The sequence below is a fragment of the Deinococcus marmoris DSM 12784 genome, assembly GCF_000701405.1.
Taxonomy (GTDB): domain Bacteria; phylum Deinococcota; class Deinococci; order Deinococcales; family Deinococcaceae; genus Deinococcus; species Deinococcus marmoris.
Genome location: NZ_JNIV01000057.1, coordinates 1 through 17,697 on the forward strand (window position 1 = coordinate 1; position 17,697 = coordinate 17,697).

The window sequence follows — 17,697 nt, forward strand, 5'->3', positions numbered from 1 at the left end:
AGAGGCAGTGGAGTTCAGAAGCACAACAGGCCCTGAACTATCTGTTCAGGCGCACGCACCTGATGAACTATCCCCACTACCGCACTCAGGGCTGGCCGATTGGCTCAGGGCAGATCGAAGGCATCAACAAAAGTGTGATTGGCTGGCGCATGAAGGGTTCGGGCATGCACTGGTCCCGTCCTGGGGCCAGTGGCATGGCCTCGCTTCGTGCCAACCTGAACAACATCAATCCCCTGGTGAGTCTGGATGACGTTCGCCACGCTGCCTTTCCGATCCCAGCTTAGCGGGATGCACCCCTCTTGCCCTGGCCCCTTTCCAATCTGCCCCGCACAGGTGTATACTTCTTCGGTTGCCCGCTACGCACCAGAGACGTGGCGGATGGAGGCACGCACATGAAAAAAGACATCCACCCCAAAGCTGTTCCCACCAAAATCATCTACCAGGGCAAGGTCATCATGGAAACCATGAGTACCCGCCCCGAGATTCACGTTGATGTCTGGAGCGGCGTTCACCCCTTCTGGACCGGCGAGGAACGCTTCCTGGACACCGAAGGCCGCGTGGACAAGTTCAACAAGCGCTTCGGCGACAGCTACCGTACCAAGAAGAAGTAAGTACAGAAGAAGTAAGTCACAGGTTTTTCGAAAACGCCCTGCCTCCGCGGTGGGGCGTTTTCTATGGTTATCAGCCAGTTCTATGATCATCAGCCAGAGGCGGCGCAGGTTTGGCATACTCCCCAGGTGCTTAGATCTCCCTTCCACGGCGGCCACCTCGAAGTGATCGTCGGTCCCATGTTCAGCGGCAAGAGCGAGGAACTGATCCGCCGCGTGACCCGCTCGCTGATCGCAAAACAGAACGTGCTGGTCTTTAAACCCGCGCTGGATGACCGCTACCACGCCTCCGCTGTCGCCAGCCACGCCGGGCGCAGCGTGGAGGCGCTGGCCGTGCGGGGCGTGGCCGACATCCGCGCCCACCTGTCCGGCGAAGGCCGCCTGCTGGGCGCGGAACCGGGAGCAGAGAGGCCCCCACTGCCCGACGTGGTGGGCATTGACGAGGTGCAGTTCTTCGACGCAGAAGTGGTGGCGCTGGCGCTGGAACTGGCCGACGCCGGGGTGCGCGTGATCCTGGCCGGACTGGACCTGGATTTCCGCGCCGAGCCGTTCGGCCCCATGCCGCAACTGCTGGCCCGCGCCGAGAGCGTGGAAAAGCTGACGGCCATCTGCACGGTCTGCGGCGCACCCGCCACCCGCTCCCAGCGCCTGATCGGCGGCCAGCCCGCCCGTTACGACGACCCGGTGGTGCTGGTGGGCGCGCAGGAGAGTTACGAGGCCCGCTGCCGGGTCCATCACGCGGTTCTCGAGCAGCCCACGCCACAGTGCCGGAGTGGGGAACAGGGGCTGGGAGGTTAGCGGCGGGAGCTAGCAGCAAAGGAGGAGAGACCCACATGTGGCCTCTCCCCCTTTGATTCGCACCCTCAGATCAGAACGTGTAACCCTTCGGCACCACCACCACGCCGTTCTCGGTCACGGTAAAGCCGCGTGCGCGGTCCTCGTCGAGGTCCAGACCGATCTTTGTACCTGGGGGAATGACGACGTCCTTGTCCACGATGGTCCGGCGCAGGTGCGAGTGCCGCCCCACCGTGACCTCGTCGAACAGCACGCAGCTCTCGACGGTGGAGTAAGAGTGGGTGTGGATGCCGCGCCCCAGCACGCTGTCACGGACGGTGCCGCCGCTGATGATGGTCCCCCCGGCCAGGATCGAGTTGAACGCCTGACCCTTGCGGCCCTCGCTTTCATGCACGAACTTGGCGGGCGGCGAGAACTCGCTGCTGGTCCGCAGCGGCCACTCGGCGTTGTACAGCCCGAATTCGGGATTGATGCTGACCAGATCCATATTGGCCTCGAAGTAGGCGTCCAGCGTGCCCACGTCGCGCCAGTACAGGTTCGCGCCCTCCTGACCGGGAATGGGGTTCTTGTGAAAGTCGTAGGCCATGACGGTGTAGCCGTCAGACAGGGCGCGCGGAATCACGTCGCCGCCGAAGTCGAAGCCCTCCTCGCCGTCGCCCATGCTGGTGACCAGCAGTTCTTCCAGCGCGCGGCGCGAGAAGATGTAGTTGCCCATGCTGGTCAGGCTGGTGCCGGGCTGCCCCGGAATGCTGGGCGGGTTCTTGGGTTTTTCCAGGAAATCCGTGACCTTCCACTTCTCGTCCACATGCATGATCCCGAACTGGTGGGCCTGTTCCTGCGGCATGGGGTAGGCGGCGATGGTGATGTCGGCGCGGGTGTCGATGTGCGTCTGGATCATGTGTTCGACGTTCATCTTGTAGATGTGGTCGCCCGAGAAGATCGCCACGTAATCGGCCTTGTTGTTGTCCAGCAGGTGCAGGTTCTGGTACACCGCGTCCGCCGTGCCCCGGTACCACACCGGCCCCAGTTCCTCTATGCGGTACATCTGCGCCGGAACCAGGGTGATGAAATAGTCGCTCAGGAAGGTGCCGAAGCGCCAGCCGCGCTGAATGTGTTCGGTCAGGCTCTGGGCCTTGTACTGGGTCAGCACGTAGATGCTGAACAGCCCGGAGTTGATGAAGTTGTTGATGGCAAAATCGATGATGCGGTACTTGCTGCCGAAGGGCACGGCGGGCTTGGAGCGCTTCTGCGTCAGCGGGGCCAGCCGCGATCCCTGTCCCCCGGCCAGAATCATGCCTAGTACGCGTGGTTTCATATCTTACCCCCTGTAAGGTGTTGCTGTAGAAAGCGTCGCCATAGATAAGGTCGCTGCGGAAATAAGCGGCGATATGAGAAGGTGGTCCTTCTCAAAATAGCGTTCCCCGGATAGGGCGGTGCTGGAATTGATCTCGGTCCCCACTCTACCCGCGCCGGGCCGCAAACTTCAGCCCCGATCTAATTAACACTCGCCTTATGGGCGGCGTTCAGATGTTCCCGCACCTGCTTTACGGCCTCCCCTGGCGTCAGCACCTGCGCCCCGAGCTGGCTCCGCATGGCGGTCAGCTGCCGCTTGGCATACTGCCGCGAGGCCAGTACGACGCGCGCCGTCGCTTCCGCCTCGCTCAGTTGTCCAGCAGAGACGGCCCACGCCTCGCGGTAACCCAGGGCCTGCCAGGCGGTGGGACGGGGCAGGGTCTCGGGGTCAAGCTGTGAAGCCAGCCAAGCGGCTTCCCCCCCCCAGTCAGCGGCGAACATGGCCCTCACACGCGCGGCCATACGCGCCTCCAGCTCCGGGCCAGGGCGGGTGAAGGCGGTCACGGCGTACCCAAAACGGGGCGGGCGATTCCCGAAAGAGCCGGGATACTGCCCGGTGCGGCGGTGAACTTCGGTGGCACGCACGACGCGGCGGGGGTTGCGCTCCATGCGCCTCGCCTCGGCTGGGTCGGTGGCGGCGATGTCGGCCAGCAGGGCGTCCAGGCCACGTTCCGCCAGTTCGGCCTCCACGGCGGCACGCACCAGTGGATCGGCGGGGGGAGTCAGCGGCAGGCCGCGCAGCAGGGCCGACAGATAAAACGTCGTGCCGCCCACCACCAGCGGCACGCGCCCACGCTTCAGCACACCCGCAATGGCGGCCTCGGCCTCCTGCACGTAGCGGGCCACGTCGTAGTTCCCGGTCACATCGGCCACGTCCAGCAGATGATGCGGCACGGCCTCCCGTTCGGCAGGCGTGGGCTTGGCGGTGCCTATGTCCAGGCCCCGGTACACCGTGAAGGCGTCTGCCGAAACGATCTCCAGACCGAACTCCTGGGCCAGTGCCAGAGCCAGAGCCGATTTTCCGGCGGCGGTGGGGGCGGTCAGCAAAGGGACTGTCGTGGGCAACGGCAGGGGCATTCCTCCCACTTTAGGCGCTGGCGTGCCCGGCGGCGCGGGTGCTAGCGTGGCAGGCATGAATGAGCCGGTGCTGGCCCGACTGCAACACCTGATGACCCTGCGGGAAGAGGTCGAGACCCTCGGGGCCGGTCCCTGGACGCCCGCCGCCGACTGGGCGGACAGCGACGCGTACCTGACCCTGCATCTGGACGTGCCGGGCACCGATCCCGAACGCCTGGAAATGCACGAGGAGGGCGGGATGCTGACCGTGGCCGGGGAGCGCGCCGCGCCGCAGGGCCTGCTGAGCGCCGAGCGTCCCAGCGGCGTCTTCCGCCGGGTGCTGGCCTTTCCGCGCGAGGTGGTGCCGCAGTCCGGCCAGGCCCATCTGGCGGGCGGCGTGCTGACCGTGCGCTTCCAGAAAAAGCACCCCACCATCGATGTCCAATCTGCCGACATGCACGGGACTGATACGCACGAAGATGAACTGCACGGAGACGGCACCCACTCCGACTGAGCGGGCCTCCAGAGCATCCAGGCAACACCCCGAAAACCTTCACGCAAGCTCCTGCGGCCCCAACCACACATCTAGAGCAGTTCTCCGAATTACATCGCCGGAATAAAAGACTTCCGGCGACTCCATTCTCCGTCCTGCTCAGTAAAAGTCACTCGCTCTGCTCGGTCATAAAAAGACCATTTTTATGACAACTGCTCTAAACTGGCCCATGACGAAAAAACTTGCCCTGGGTCTGGCTGGCCTGAGCCTGCTGGGGTCCGCTGTGGCCGCCACCTATAAAAACGCCGAGAACGGCTTCTCGGTCACGCCGCCGCCTGCCTGGACCCAACTCAGCGTGTCCGGCGTGGCGGTGGCCTTTGCCGACAAACCGCAGGGGGATTTCACGCCCAATCTGAATGTGGTCGTGCAGCCGCTTCCGCCGGGCATCACCCTGGCGCAGTACCACGCCCTGAGTCTGGATCAGGTGAAAAAACTGATCACCGACAGCAAGGTGATCAGCACGCGCGCCACCACACTGGGCGGCGGCAAAGCGCAGGAAACCGTCTACACCGGGCGGCAGGGCCAGTACAGCCTCTATTTCATCTCCACCTATACGGTGACGGGCGGCAAGGCGTATCTGGTGACCGCCACGACCAAGCAGGGGCTTCAGGCCAAGATGACGCCCACGAACGCGGCCTTCGTGAAAAGTTTCAAGATTTTGCGCTAAGGAAGGCGGTTTGCCCGGCCCCGGCCCGCTAGACTCCGGGGCATGACCGTCACCGACACCCACAGCACCGACACCCACAAGGCTGAGTTCCAGCTTCCCGAGGTCACCCCCGAGGGCAGCATCGACTGGACCACCATTCCCAGCCCGGCCTTCGTGCTGGACGAGTCGCGGCTGCGGCGCAATCTGGCGCTGATCTCACATGTGCAGCGCGAAAGTGGCGCGCGGATCATCGTGGCCTTCAAAGGGTTTTCGATGTGGAGTACGTTTGGGCTGCTGCGCGAGTACGGCATCGGCGGGGCAACGGCCAGCAGTCTGAACGAGGCGATCCTGGCCCGCGAGGAGATGCAGGGCGAGGTCCACGTCTATGCCCCGGCCTACAGCGACGAGGAAATGCCCCGCATTCTGGAACTGGCGGACCATCTGGTGTTCAACTCGTTCTCTCAGTGGGAGCGCTTTAAGCCGCAGGTGGAGGCTGCCCGCGCCGGGGGCCGTGACATTCACGTCGGCATCCGAATCAACCCGGAATACGCGGAAGTCGAGACGGACCTGTACAACCCCGCCGGGCCGTTCTCCCGCCTGGGCGTGACCCGCCGCGAGTTCCGGGAAGACCTGCTGGACGGCGTGGACGGCCTGCACTTCCATACCCTCTGCGAGAAGGACAGCGACACGCTGGAACGCACGCTGGAAGTGGTCGAGCGCAACTTCGGCGAGTTCCTGCCCCAGATGAAGTGGGTCAATTTCGGCGGCGGCCACCTGATGACGCGGGCGGGTTACGACACCGCCCGCCTGATCCGTCTGGTGCGCGCCTTCCGCGAGAAGTGGGAGGTAGACGTGATCCTGGAACCGGGCAGCGCCTTCGGGTGGCAGACGGGCTGGCTGGTCAGCCGCGTGCTGGACGTGGTGCATAACGTCAAGGACGCCGCGCTGCTGGACGTGTCGGTCAGCGCCCACATGCCCGATGTACTGGAGATGCCGTACCGCCCCCGGATTCTGGGCGCGGGCGATCCCCCCGAGCATGAACACCGCGAGGCCAGCGACTACGGCGGCGGCCACCCCTACCTGATCGGCGGCACCACCTGTCTGGCCGGGGACGTGGTGGGCGAGTACGTGTTCGGCAGGCAACTCCAGATCGGGGACCGCGTGATCTTCGACGACATGATCCATTACACGATGGTCAAGACCACCTTCTTCAACGGCGTCAAGCACCCCGATATCGGCATCCTGCATCTGGACGGCAGCTACGAGCGGGTCAAAACGTTTGGCTACGAGGAATTCAAGGCCAAGTTGAGCTGAGGGGAGATCAGAAGTGAACGACACAGATAGAAAGCACCTGACGCGCTGCGTCGAACTGGCCGAGACCGGGCTTCAGTCGGGCAACGATCCCTTCGGCTCGCTGATCGTCTCGGAGGCGGGCGAGGTTCTTTTCGAGGACCACAACCGCACCGTGGACGGCGACGCCACACAGCACCCGGAAATTGCGATTGCCCGCTGGGCTGCCGCGAATCTCTCGCCGCAGGAGCGCAGGCAGGCCACGGTCTACACCTCCGGCGAACACTGCGCGATGTGTTCCGCCGCCCACGGCTGGGTGGGGCTGGGGCGCATCGTGTACGCGAGTTCGTCCAGGCAACTGACCGAATGGATGGAAGAGTTCGGTGCGGAGCCGGGACCCGTCAAGCCCCTGTCCATTCAGGACGTGCTGCGCGACGCGGATGTCGAGGGGCCGGAGCCGTCACTGAGCGGGCGCATCCGCGAACTGCACCGTCAGAATATCCAGAAGCAGAGCTGAAGCCTGAACAGCACAAAGCCCCCGCACTCGCCACGGAGTCGGGGGCTTTTGCTTCCTGCCTGTTGGTGGTGTCGGAAAGAGGTTGGGTGCAAGTTGCGCCGGGGCAGATCGTTTGCCCGTAAAAGCGCGCCGATTGGAACCCGGCCCGTGGTGCGGGGCTGGGAAAAAGAGGGCCGGGCATGGGGTCACGAACTGGGTGTCCAGTCATGCCCGGCGCAGAGAAGTCAGGTTGGGGGTTGAGCTTACTTGCGGTAAATCCTTGGGACGCCATTCACGGTGCGGATGGTGCCGCCCTCGAAATCGGCGGCCCAGGCCCCGTTCAGCATGTACTGATCGCGGGTGGGAAACCCCAGGAAGCTGCCGCTGCCGCCCAGTCCCTGGTAGGACTTGAGAACCGGGCCAGTCAGCCAGAAGGTGCCGTATTTCTGTGAGTCGTACAGTGCGCCGTTCTGGAAAAAGCCGTACAGGCCAGTGGTGCCGTAAAGGTTCTGGGGAATGACCTTCTCGTCTCCGGCGGCCCAGCCCAGACGGCTGGGGGGGCGGGTTGTGCCGTTCTCGGCCTGGGCCAGTGACAGGTAGCGGGCCAGCAGACGGCCATGCACCGAGTAGGAGCGGCTGCTGCCGTTGGCGTGCAGCAGGGCCGCGTCGCCGTATGCCCCGACGCCGTTGAACTTCTGCCAGAAACCGTTGCCCCAAGCCGCAGCGTAGGTGGTGGCCTGACCCAGCGACTCGTCACCCTTCAGGCGGGCGTAGGCGTCCACCATCGCGCTGTCGAAGGAGCCGTCCTGACGCTGGCCGGGCTGAATCTGCGCTGCGGGCGTGGGCTGCGGCTGCGGCGTCTGCACCGTGTTGCCCACCCGGAAGAACGCGGTATCGGTGACCCAGGCGTTGTCGGGCAGCGGATTGACCACGATACTCAGCGCCTGCGCCAGTCCGTCCTGACCCTGCACGCCCACGGTGGCGAACTGCTGCTGTCCCTCGAAGGTGGCGATGTCGTTCAGGCTCAGTTCAGTGGTACTCGCCACGGCCAGCAGCTTGTCCTGCCCGTTGGGGCCGCCGACGCTCAGGTTGTACTTCGCGCCGTTGCGGGGAAAGGTCCGCGTGCCCGCCTGGACATAGTTGCTGTCCTCGTACCTGTTGGGGAAGAACAGATCGATGTTGCCGTCCGCGTTCACGTTAAACAGGTAGATGTAGGCGTCCGCGTTGGTCTTGAGGCCCACGCTGATGCGTTCACCGGTCTGGTACGTGGGATTGCCCTCGCCGCTGGCGTCGCGGTTGGTCCAGACCTGCACGTTCAGCTCCGGTTGTGTGGGATTGACGATGATGCTCTGGGCGCTGATCCTGGGCGCAGCCAATGCAGGCGCAGCCAGACCGAGCAGGGCGCTGATCACGCAGATTCGTTTGTAGGTGGAAGGTGTGGAATTGGACATGGGATGCCTCCTGGGTGTCTGGAACGAAGTGGGGGTGCAACTCGGTTTGAATGTGCGTAAGGTACGGGCTGAACCTGACGAGGCACTGATAGGCCGCGAGCATTAAGCCCCGTCAGGAAATAGCTCGGCCAGGAAATAAGTTCAGGCGGGAAAGCAGAGCGGGCGGGAGGAAGGAAACGCAGCACCGTCGCCCACCTCCCACCCTCTCACAGCCCTCCCCTGCTCAGCCTGAGCCGCCAACCCCTGGACCCCTAGCGGACGATCAGTCCGGCCACCCACAGCGCCAGCGGGGCCAGCAATAGCGCCGGGAGCATGCTCGCCACGCGCACGCGCTTGTCCTCCATGCCCAGCCCGGCCAGCATCAGGTTCCAACTGATCCCGATGATGGTCAGGCCGCCCGCCCCGGTCAGGATCAACACGTAGGGGTTGGTCTTGAGGGTCTCGGGGTCCGCGCCGCCCAGCAGCGTGGCGGCGAACGCCCCGGCAGCCAGACTGATGCCGCCCTGCACGGTCAGGACCGTGACCGCACTGAAGCCCACGCCGATGCCGTACGCCCCCGCCAGCGCCAGCGAGGCGATGCCGTCCAGCGTGCTTTTCAGGATGTAGCTGGAGGCGTCCCCGGTCAGACCATTCTGCAACCCGCCCACAAAGGTCAGCGGCCCCACGCAGAACAGCAGGCTGGCGGCCACGAAGCCCTCCGTGAAGCGGCCCTCGCCCTTAAAGCGTTTCTTGAGAACCTCGCCCAGTCTGTTCAGTCCTTCCTCGATGCCCAGCGCCTCGCCGATCACCACGCCCGCCGCCAGGCTGACCAGCGCCAGAATCACGCCTGGAACACTGCCCGCCGAGACTTTGTTCAGGCTGCCCGCCATGTCCAGTCCAATGAACAGTGTGACCAGACTCAGGGTCTGGAGCAGCGAGCGCTGTGTGCGCGCAGGCAGCTTTCCGCCTACTGTCAGGCCAATCAGCGTGCCCAGCAGCACGGCTGCGACGTTCACCAGGGTGCCCGACAGTTGCGAGAGAAGGCTCATCGGGACAAAGGGTAGCGCGCGGGGCTGACAGGGGAAGGGGGTGCTTTTGCTTCAGCATCTTCTTTCGCAGAGAGTCAGGCCCGCAGCCAACTCGGGAACGGCTGTGGCCGCCCATCCTCATTCAGACTGTCAAACCCCCACCTCAACTACAGAGGCGGGGGCGGGAAGGCCCAACGTTTTATTCGCTGCGGTAGGTCGGTTCGATCAACTGTTCAAGCCCGCCCAGATCCAGCAGTTCGTCCACACCCTGACCGCCCAGGCTGGGAATGCGGTAGGCGTCCGCCGCGCCGTAGTTCACGGCGTAGCCCATGTCCTGCAAGGTGCCCACGCTCAGGCGCGACAAAGGATTGAAGACGCCGCTGTTCAGGTAGCCGGTCATCAGCTCGGTCTTGAACGTCGTTTCGCGCCAGTGGCCGCCTGCCGTGCCGGGGCCGCCCTGATTCTCCACGGGAACGCTGCCCAGGGTGCCGCCCACCGCGCGGTATTCACGCAGGCCGTTGCCCCCCTGATACGTGGGGTTGCTGCCGCCGATGCCGCCCACCAGCCCGAAACGCTGCCACAGCGTCCCGATGCCCAGCGAGTGCCCCAGCTCATGCACGGCGATATCGGCCAACTGGCTGCTGAACGCTCCCAGATCGGCGGTGTCGAAAACCAGCGTGCTGTAGGTGGTCAGGCCACTGGCACTGCGGATGCTGCACGGGCCGCTCTGGGCCAGGGTGCCGCCGGGGCCGTCGATGGCGGTGTTGCCGGTAAAGACCAGCATGTCGTCGATGGTGCCCACATAGGCCGCGTTGCTGCCGCACGATCCGGCGCGGATGTTGGCGCGGTAGCTGGGCAGCCCCTGCGTGATTACACCTTCCCAGCGTGCGGCGGCGGTCTGCATGGCGCTCACCACGCTCGCGCTGCTCCCCGGCGCAAATTTCAGCGTGATGTTGTAGCGCTCGGTGGCCTGCTCCTGCAATGGACTGCGCGTGAGCTGGGGATCGATGGGAAGATCGCTGACCCTGACCTGCGCCGCAGCCGCTTCGCCGCCTTGCAGGGCAGGGGTGACCACGTCCTGTGGCCCGCCGCAAGAGGCCAGCACGGCGCTGAGGGAAAGGGCGGCAAGGGTGAAACCGGGAACAGTGCGGGGCGGGGCCATGATGAAACCTCCGGGGGATGACGGCAACAGGCGGCCACAGACAGGACAGTCGTCCAGACCCCAGGAGGCTGAATGCTGCTGCCAGACGCGTTTTGTCGCTGCTTGCGCCCACAGTAGTTCGCGGGGAATGAGATATCTGTAAAAGAATTCTCTCGGGATTCAACGGGTGACAGAGCAGATGAGAAGCTGGCTCTTTCGTGTATTATAGATAAGATTTACAGAACTTTTCGCCCCATGTTTTTCTAATTCGGCGCGTGTATTACACCCGCTGGGGGCTGACCCGCAGTTGACGTACGGCGTGCTACGCTCCGCGCAAGTTGAAACACACCGAGGCTTCTTCCCTGACCGCGCCCCCGCTGGGCGTCGGGCCGGGCGGCGGCGCTGTTTTGACCTGGCCTGGGACGCACCGGGGCCTGAACACTGAAATCAAATTCTGTCTGGGGCTGGCCGTGTGGCGGCCCCGCGCTCTTTTTGGGAGGTCCACCATGACCCTTTCAGACCAGTTCCACAGCCTGCCCATGCTCCTGAAAGTCCGCCAAGTCGCCGATTTCACCGGCACCCACGAACGCACCGTGCGCCGCTGGATTCGCGATGGCCGTCTGGGCGCAGTCGAACATCCCAGCGGTCTGCGGGTGCCGCGCCGCGCCCTGTGGCGTTTCCTGGGTCTGGACCTTGCGCTGAGCGCGTAAGCGAGGAAGCAGAGGGAAGCCGGGTTATGCTGCGTCCGCAATGACTGAGGCACAGGCTGAACTGAAAACGGCGCTGGAACGCGGCGAATCCGCGAGTTTCTTCGGCGCGCTCCCAGTGGAGAACCAAACTGAGGCGGCAAAGTTGGCCCTGCGACTGGGCCGCCCCCGCCTCGCCGCGTTGTGGGCACAGGCGGACCCGCTGACGCACGCGGCGGCGCTGCTGCGGCTGGGAGAATCCAGGAGCGCGCTGCATCTGCTGAAGCCGTTGCCCCACACCGCCCGTCCCGCCGCCCTGCGCGCCCGCGCCCTGTGGCAACTCGCAGACGCACAGGCCGAGGCTGAAACCACGAACGCACTTGAATTGGCCCGGCAGGAGGGCGATGTGGGAGCCGTGATCGCTGCCGCCACACTGCGCGGCGAGCAGCTTTTGCCCCAGCCCCACGCCGCCCTGCGCGCCCTGGCCGAGGGGTTGAAAGTGGCCGAGGGCAGTGGACAGCCCAGTGACGCGCATCTGCTGGCGGTGCTGGCCCACGCACAGTTGCGTCTGGGTGGACCCAAAGGCACACGAACGGCGCAGAAAGCCCTGGACCGCAGCCTGCCGCGCAGCCCGGCCCGCGTGCTGGCGCTCTTCGCTTTGAATAGACCAGCGGAAGCAGAGGCCGATGCGGCAGAAGGCGAACTGGCAGCGGTGTGGTGGCGGGGGTTTAGCCGATAACGTCCAGCCGCGCCAGCCCGCGAATGACAAAGCCCCCGGTGTAGTGGCCCGGCTCGTCGGGGTTTGCCAGCCGCAGCCCTGGCAAGGCGCGGCACAGTGCCCGCAAACTCAGGGCCAGTTCCAGCCGGGCCAGCGGCGCACCCAGACAGTAATGGATACCCAGCCCAAAGGTCAGATGCGGGTTGGGATCGCGGCCCAGGTTCAGCGTGTCCGGCTCTGTAAATTTGAGCGGATCGCGGTTGCCGCTGGCATACAGCAGCGACACGCGGTCTCCTGGCCTCAACGCCGCGCCGTGCAATTCCAGCGGCTCCAGCACGATGCGCTCGAACATCGGGAGCGGGGTGTCGAAGCGCAGCAGTTCCTCGATGGCGCGGCGGAAGATGGGCAGGCTGTCTTCACGCGGGGCCGCCTCCACCAGCGCGTCCCAGTGGTCCCGGTCCCGCAGCAGCGCCAGCACACCCGCCGCCAGACCGTTGACGCTGGCCTCGTGCCCGGCGTTCAGCAGGAGGATGCAGGTGTCGATCAGCTCCTGCTCGCTCAGGCGGTCCCCCTCCTGCTCGGCCTGCACGAAGGCGGTAATCAGATCGTCCTGCGGCTGACGGCGGCGCTGCTGGCTCAGATCACGCAGCAGGGCGCTGAACTCCAGCACGGCGCGTTCGGCTTCGGCCTGTGCCTGCGGCCCGGCGCTCGGCTCGTACAGCCGGACGATGGCGGCGGACCACGGGCGCAGCAGGGCGCGGTGTTCTTCCGGCACGCCCAGCAGTTCGGCGATCACAGTCACAGGCAGCGGCTCGGCGTAGTCGGCCACCAGATCGAATGCGCCGCCCTGCCCCAGACCGCGCAACTGCCCGGCCAGAATCGCCTCAATGCGTGTTTGCAGGCCCTCCACCCGGCGCGGCGTGAAGGCCAGCCCCACCAGCGAGCGCAGGCGGGTGTGCTTGGGCGGCTCAGAATCCAGCAGATGATTGCCGTTGAAGGCGTCGAACTGCGCCTGCGCGGGATCGGGTGGTGGCCAGCCCAGCTCGTCGCGCGAATAACGGTGCAGGGCGCTACGGCCAAAGCGTTTATCGCGCAGCACCGCACCGATATCGGCGTAACGGGTCAGGACCACCCGGTTCATGTCTGGATCGAAGAAGACGGGCTTTGAGTCGCGCAACTCGGCCAGCAACGGGTACGGGTTCTGGACGAAATCTGGGTCTGCAACTGGCAGGCGGAACTGCGGGAGATTCTCGCCGGACATTACAGAAACTGATGTCCGTCGAGCAGCGCCGTGTCCTTCTCGCTTTCCTTCTCGGAAGCGGAGTCCGGGCCAGACAACTCCTTATTCTGCTTGTTGCCCAGCGCCCGGCCCTTGAGATGCTGGCTGGGCAGCCCGGAAACGGGCAGGGCCATGTCCTCGGGCAGCACATGGCGGGCCGACAGGTCAGAGAACGAGGTCATCAGGGCGCGGTAGCCACTCAGAAACTGGGTGTATTCCTGCCGCGCCCCGGCCAGCCGCGAGGTGTATTCAGTGTGGCGCTCGTTGAAATCGCGTTCCAGGGCATTGATCCGTTCGTTCTGCACACGCTCGCGCTCCAGCAGCAACTGGTGGTGATCGCGTTCCAGATCGGCGAAGCGGGCGTGGAAGGTGGCCTCCAGCGCGGTCATGCGTGCGCCGTGCTGGGCCTCGAATTCCACGTTGCGGGCCTGGGCCTCGCGCACCATGCTCTCGCCCTGGGCGTTGGCGTGGGCTACGATCAGCTCGCTTTCCTTGGTGGCGTTCTGGCGCATGTCGTGGCCCATCTGCTCGGCGGCCACCACGGCGCGGCGAATCTGGTCCTGCGAGGCTTTCAGTTCCTCCAGCTCGCGCTCCAGCCGGGTGCGCGTCTCGCGCCCACGCAGTTGTTCGCCCAGCACGGCCTCCAGCTCATCGGACACCTGGGCCAGAAAGGTCCGCACGCTGTCGCGCCGGTAACCGCCGAATCTGCCGGGAAATTCCTGATGGCGGATGTCCAGCGGGGTCAGGCGGTTGGAATCGCGGCGGGCGGTGGTGCCGGGGGTCAGCTCGGAAGACGGTTCAGAGTTCAGGTCTCGGGCCGGGTCAGATCGGGTCAGGTCAGTCATGTAAAGAGGCTCCTTCCCACCCGCACCAGGGTGGCTCCTGCGCGCACAGCCAGCGGGTAATCGCCGCTCATGCCCATGCTCAGCTCGGCCAGTCCCAGATCGTGGGCACGACGCGCCGTGTCGGTAAACAGGCGCAGAATACGGGTTTCGGTCTCGGCCTGCGTCAGGTCCTCACCGAATTCGGGGGCCATGACCATCAGCCCACGCACGGTCAGGCCCGTCTCGCGCACGCTTTTCAGGGTGTCCGCCAGTTCGTCTGCCGGAACGCCGTGCTTCTGTTCCTCGCCGTTGTGCAGTTGCAGCAGCAGGTCCGGCGCGTGGCCCCACTTCTGCGCCGCCTCCGCGATGGCCTCGGCCTGCCACACGGCCTCGATGGCGTGAACCAGCGTGACCGGGCGCAGGTATTTGATCTTGTTGCGCTGGAGGGGGCCGATGTAATGCCATTCCCAGCCAGGATATTGAGAGGCGGGCCGTTCGGCGGCCTTGTCTCGCAGTTCCTGGGCGCGGCCCTCGCCCAGCGGGTAGGTGCCGTGGGCCAGCACATGACGTTCGATACTTTCCAGGGTCTGTCCCTTGGTCACGGCCACCAGTTTGGCGCTGCCTGCCTCGCGCCCGGCTTCCTGCTCCAGCGCCCGCAGATGGGCAACGACTTCGGGGAGACTCATGGGGTGGACCTGAGAGCGAGAGTTTGCGGGCAGTGTTTGGGGGTGGCTTCCACGGTTTGACCCCTCCCCCCCTTCGGGGGACCTCCCCTTAGAAGGGAGGCAAGAGTCGTGGAATTGCCCAGCCAGTAACCCACTCTTGGCTCCCCTTGAGGGGAGCTGGCCGCGAAGCGGACTGAGGGGTTAGCCGTGGGAGCCACCCCAGACACCCCACCGTCAGCCAGGCCTTTCAAACAAATACCAACTGTAGACAGGACATCCCTCCATTGTCCTCCACCCCGGCAGGCGGCTCAAGGACAAACCCCTTGAACCGCGCCGCCATAGGGCCATTTTCACCGTGACGCACCCGATCTTCACCCTTCTCAGGGGCCGAGCAGCAACTGTGGACGCAGTGACCGCCTCATCCGGCCCCCAGCCCTGCTCTGCCCGTGCCCATTTGCGGGCATTTGTGCGGTCAGGGCGAGTTCAGAGATGTGCGAAACTAGGAGAAGAATGCGACACCCTTTAACACTCGCCGTGACTATCGCGCTGGTTGCGCCCGCCGTAGCCCAGGCCCAGACCGCCGGAACCGTCCAGGACATCACCGTGGCCGGAACCAGCGATCTGCTGACCAATTTTCTTCGCGCCACCCTCAGCGTCCAGCCGGGCGCGCCGCTCTCCAGCGTCAACCTGCGGGCCGTCGAGCAGGAAGTCGTGGCAACGGGCTATTTCAAGAGTGCCGTGGCCGAACTTCGGACCGTGGCGGGCAAGGACACCCTGAACGTCACGGTGGTTCCCAACCCCACCATCACGGCGGTGACGGCCAGCGGCCTGACCTTCCTGAACGCCGACGCCTTCACCAAGTCGGTGGGCGAACTGCTGAACATCGCCCCCGGCGCGACGCTGAACACCCAGCGCCTCGATCAGGCCAAGGAAGCCCTGGCCCAGAACTACCAGACCGAGGGCTATCCCTTTGCCCCCAGCATCAGCGCCCAGACCAAGGCCGGTGCGGACGGCAACGTCACCGTGACCTTCGTGGTGGACGAAACCGCCCCGATCAAGCGCGTGGAGGTCAGCGGCGTGACCCTGCTGCCCGCCGCCACCGTGACCAACATCTTCAAGCCGCTGTTCGACACCAAGAAGTTCACGCCGGACCTGTATTACGGCGCGGTGCAGCAGCTCCAGATGGCTTTCGACGACGCCGGATACCTGCAAGCCGGGGTGGATACGCAGAACAGCACCCTGGTGGACGGCGTATTGAAGGTCAACGTGATCGAGGGCAAGGTTGCCGACGTGGACCTGAGCAACCTGGGAGACCCCAAGGTGACGCTCCTGACCACCCCCGGAAAGCCCGTGACCCTGGCCAGCCTTCAGGCCGACGTGCGGACGCTGGCCAACCAGACGGGCAAGCCGGTGGGCTTCGCGCTCCAGCCCAACCCCGAGAATCCCGGCGAGGTCACCGTGCTGTTCGGCGCGTCGGACGTGGCCTCCGGGCCAGTGGGGACCATTGCCATCACCGGCAACACGCTGGTGCCCACAGCCACCCTTCAAGCCGCCATCAAGACCAAGACGGGCGACATCTACAGCCCGCAACTGGCACAGGACGACTTCCTGGCGCTGCGCGACGCCTACCGCAAGGCGGGCTATGAAATCAGCACCCGCGACGCGGTGACCTTCAAGGACGGCGCGCTCGTGTTCAACGTCCGCGAGGTCAAGCTGGTGGGCTACGAGCTGGCGTGGCAGGGCGCGCACCGCACCAAGGACCGCGTGATTCTGCGCGAGTTGCCCGATCCCGGTAGCGCGTTCAACCGCGAGACCCTCAGCGCCTCGCTGGCCCGCATCAGCCGCCTGGGCTTCGTGAGCGTGACCACCGAATCGGTCCGCAGCGATCCACAGAACCCCGAGAACGTGACCTACGTGCTGGGCATCACGGAAAAGGCCAAGGGCATTCCCGTCAGCCTGGGCCTGACCTACGACAGCTTCGCGGGCGGCTTCAGCGGCGACGCGGCCTACACCAACCCCAACGCCTTCGGGCTGGGTCAGGCGTTCACGGTGGCCATCGGCGCGCAGCAGAACGACGCCGGGCAGAACTTCAACGGCAACGTCAGCTACACCATTCCCTGGCTGGACCTGAAGTTCCTGGACTTCCAGAAGAACCGCACCAGCCTGTCGTTCGGCGTGGGCAGCAACGTCAACGGCAACAACGCCGTGTTTACCAAGCCTGGCGACTCCCCCGCTACCACCGGCTTCCCGGCCAACACCGACACCGGCTACGACTACACGGTCCGCAGCACCGGCTTCAGCGTCAACACCGGGCGCAACCTGACCCGGTACCTGTACGGCAGCGTGGGCGTGGGCATCAGTTACAAGACCTACTACCTGGAAAGCCTGAAAGAGGCGGACAAGAACACCGTCGAGATTCCGGGGACGAACGGCCAGCCAGCCCAGACCTACACCTTCGACGAGGCCAAGGCCCAGAGCCTGCTGCCCGAGGCAGGCGTGACCACCCGCCTCAGCAGCGGCCTGAATTACGACAGCACCACCAACCCCGAATTCCCTGACCAGGGATTCCGCGCCAACGTGAATGCCGGATACAACTTCGGGCGGCAGGGCCAGGCACCACTGCGCTGGAGCGACGTAGAGGGCGGCGGCAGCACCTACTACGGCTTCGGGCGCACGATTGACAAGGACCTGGGCTTGCAGACCAAGCAGCAGGTCTTTGCGGTGCGGGCCAACGCTGGCACCATTCTTAATGCGGCGGGCGCGCCCGGCGGCACCGGCTTTTCCATCGGCGGCGGCAGCACCCCCGAGTCCTCACGGCAGATTCGCGGCCTGCCCGACGGTTCGCTGTTCGGCGTCAACTACTTCACCACCAGCGCCGAGTACCGTTTCGATTTCGGCCTCAAGGCGGGCATCGCGCAGGGCCTGTACGGCGTGGCCTTCGCGGACGCCGGCAGCGCGTGGGGCACCAAGGAAAACCCCAACTTCAGCCTGCAATACGGCGTGGGCGCGGGCGTTCAGCTCAACCTGGGCATCGGCGGGGCGCTGCTGCCCAGCCTGCGCTTCGATTACGGCTACAGCCCCCAGAACCAGCGCGGCCAGTTCTACTTCCGCATCGGCAACTTCTTCTGA

General features: G+C 65.2%; 17 protein-coding genes and 1 pseudogene. 10 read left to right on the forward strand and 8 right to left on the reverse strand.

What is annotated here, in order from left to right:
- The 3 genes and pseudogenes from Q319_RS0113920 to Q319_RS0113930 form a co-directional block, all read left to right on the forward strand.
- Positions 1 to 284, forward strand: a pseudogene (locus tag Q319_RS0113920) (hypothetical protein); the annotation flags it as partial.
- A 108-nt stretch (positions 285 to 392) separates the two neighbouring features.
- Positions 393 to 611 carry a 50S ribosomal protein L31 gene (rpmE, locus tag Q319_RS0113925; protein WP_029483090.1) on the forward strand — a complete coding sequence of 73 codons (219 nt, stop codon included), beginning with the start codon at positions 393 to 395 and terminating at the stop codon, positions 609 to 611.
- Positions 612 to 737: 126 nt separating this feature from the next.
- Positions 738 to 1,406, forward strand: a complete 669-nt coding sequence (locus tag Q319_RS0113930; protein ID WP_051655395.1) for a thymidine kinase — start codon at positions 738 to 740, stop codon at positions 1,404 to 1,406.
- A 70-nt stretch (positions 1,407 to 1,476) separates the two neighbouring features.
- Here Q319_RS0113930 and glgC read toward each other — a convergent pair whose 3' ends face one another.
- Both glgC and miaA read right to left on the reverse strand, forming a co-directional pair.
- The gene (gene glgC, locus Q319_RS0113935; protein ID WP_029483092.1) at positions 1,477 to 2,718 is read right to left on the reverse strand and encodes a glucose-1-phosphate adenylyltransferase; all 1,242 of its coding nucleotides are present in this window, start codon (positions 2,716 to 2,718) and stop codon (positions 1,477 to 1,479) included.
- 179 nt (positions 2,719 to 2,897) lie between these two features.
- A complete protein-coding gene (miaA, locus tag Q319_RS0113940) occupies positions 2,898 to 3,833 on the reverse strand; it encodes a tRNA (adenosine(37)-N6)-dimethylallyltransferase MiaA (protein ID WP_034415155.1) in 936 nt (311 codons plus the stop codon).
- Between the two features lie 55 nt (positions 3,834 to 3,888).
- Here miaA and Q319_RS0113945 point away from each other — a divergent pair, with 55 nt between their 5' ends.
- The 4 genes from Q319_RS0113945 to Q319_RS0113960 all read left to right on the forward strand — a co-directional run bounded on the left by Q319_RS0113945 (position 3,889) and on the right by Q319_RS0113960 (position 6,818).
- The gene (locus tag Q319_RS0113945) at positions 3,889 to 4,326 is read left to right on the forward strand and encodes an Hsp20/alpha crystallin family protein (protein WP_034415157.1); all 438 of its coding nucleotides are present in this window, start codon (positions 3,889 to 3,891) and stop codon (positions 4,324 to 4,326) included.
- Positions 4,327 to 4,534: 208 nt separating this feature from the next.
- Positions 4,535 to 5,032, forward strand: a complete 498-nt coding sequence (locus Q319_RS0113950) for a PsbP-related protein (protein WP_029483095.1) — start codon at positions 4,535 to 4,537, stop codon at positions 5,030 to 5,032.
- Between the two features lie 42 nt (positions 5,033 to 5,074).
- Positions 5,075 to 6,325, forward strand: a complete 1,251-nt coding sequence (gene nspC / locus Q319_RS0113955; RefSeq protein ID WP_029483096.1) for a carboxynorspermidine decarboxylase — start codon at positions 5,075 to 5,077, stop codon at positions 6,323 to 6,325.
- A gap of 13 nt (positions 6,326 to 6,338) precedes the next feature.
- Positions 6,339 to 6,818, forward strand: coding sequence for a nucleoside deaminase (locus Q319_RS0113960; RefSeq protein WP_029483097.1), 480 nt, complete (start codon positions 6,339 to 6,341; stop codon positions 6,816 to 6,818).
- A gap of 242 nt (positions 6,819 to 7,060) precedes the next feature.
- Here Q319_RS0113960 and Q319_RS0113965 read toward each other — a convergent pair whose 3' ends face one another.
- From Q319_RS0113965 to Q319_RS25600, 3 genes are all read right to left on the reverse strand, one after another.
- Positions 7,061 to 8,248, reverse strand: a complete 1,188-nt coding sequence (locus Q319_RS0113965) for a DUF4384 domain-containing protein (protein ID WP_029483098.1) — start codon at positions 8,246 to 8,248, stop codon at positions 7,061 to 7,063.
- Between the two features lie 251 nt (positions 8,249 to 8,499).
- The gene (locus Q319_RS0113970) at positions 8,500 to 9,276 is read right to left on the reverse strand and encodes a DUF554 domain-containing protein (protein WP_029483099.1); all 777 of its coding nucleotides are present in this window, start codon (positions 9,274 to 9,276) and stop codon (positions 8,500 to 8,502) included.
- Between the two features lie 178 nt (positions 9,277 to 9,454).
- Complete coding sequence (locus tag Q319_RS25600; protein ID WP_051655393.1) at positions 9,455 to 10,417, reverse strand: leishmanolysin-related zinc metalloendopeptidase; 963 nt, start codon at positions 10,415 to 10,417, stop codon at positions 9,455 to 9,457.
- 317 nt (positions 10,418 to 10,734) lie between these two features.
- Here Q319_RS25600 and Q319_RS28715 point away from each other — a divergent pair, with 317 nt between their 5' ends.
- Positions 10,735 to 11,106 carry a helix-turn-helix domain-containing protein gene (locus tag Q319_RS28715; RefSeq protein WP_245619240.1) on the forward strand — a complete coding sequence of 124 codons (372 nt, stop codon included), beginning with the start codon at positions 10,735 to 10,737 and terminating at the stop codon, positions 11,104 to 11,106.
- Between the two features lie 40 nt (positions 11,107 to 11,146).
- Positions 11,147 to 11,821 carry a hypothetical protein gene (locus tag Q319_RS0113985; protein ID WP_029483101.1) on the forward strand — a complete coding sequence of 225 codons (675 nt, stop codon included), beginning with the start codon at positions 11,147 to 11,149 and terminating at the stop codon, positions 11,819 to 11,821.
- Here the strand turns inward: Q319_RS0113985 and Q319_RS0113990 are convergent.
- The 3 genes from Q319_RS0113990 to Q319_RS0114000 are packed head-to-tail and all read right to left on the reverse strand — an operon-like array spanning position 11,811 to position 14,589.
- Positions 11,811 to 13,061 (reverse strand): cytochrome P450, encoded by a 1,251-nt coding sequence (locus Q319_RS0113990; RefSeq protein ID WP_029483102.1) that lies wholly within the window; start codon positions 13,059 to 13,061, stop codon positions 11,811 to 11,813. The two genes, Q319_RS0113985 and Q319_RS0113990, sit on opposite strands and share 11 nt — an antisense overlap.
- Positions 13,061 to 13,924 carry a DivIVA domain-containing protein gene (locus Q319_RS0113995; RefSeq protein WP_081846051.1) on the reverse strand — a complete coding sequence of 288 codons (864 nt, stop codon included), beginning with the start codon at positions 13,922 to 13,924 and terminating at the stop codon, positions 13,061 to 13,063. The genes Q319_RS0113990 and Q319_RS0113995 overlap by 1 nt, the downstream gene beginning before the upstream one ends.
- The gene (locus tag Q319_RS0114000; protein ID WP_029483104.1) at positions 13,921 to 14,589 is read right to left on the reverse strand and encodes a YggS family pyridoxal phosphate-dependent enzyme; all 669 of its coding nucleotides are present in this window, start codon (positions 14,587 to 14,589) and stop codon (positions 13,921 to 13,923) included. The genes Q319_RS0113995 and Q319_RS0114000 overlap by 4 nt, the downstream gene beginning before the upstream one ends.
- A 489-nt stretch (positions 14,590 to 15,078) precedes the next feature.
- Here Q319_RS0114000 and Q319_RS0114005 point away from each other — a divergent pair, with 489 nt between their 5' ends.
- A complete protein-coding gene (locus Q319_RS0114005; RefSeq protein WP_029483105.1) occupies positions 15,079 to 17,697 on the forward strand; it encodes a BamA/OMP85 family outer membrane protein in 2,619 nt (872 codons plus the stop codon).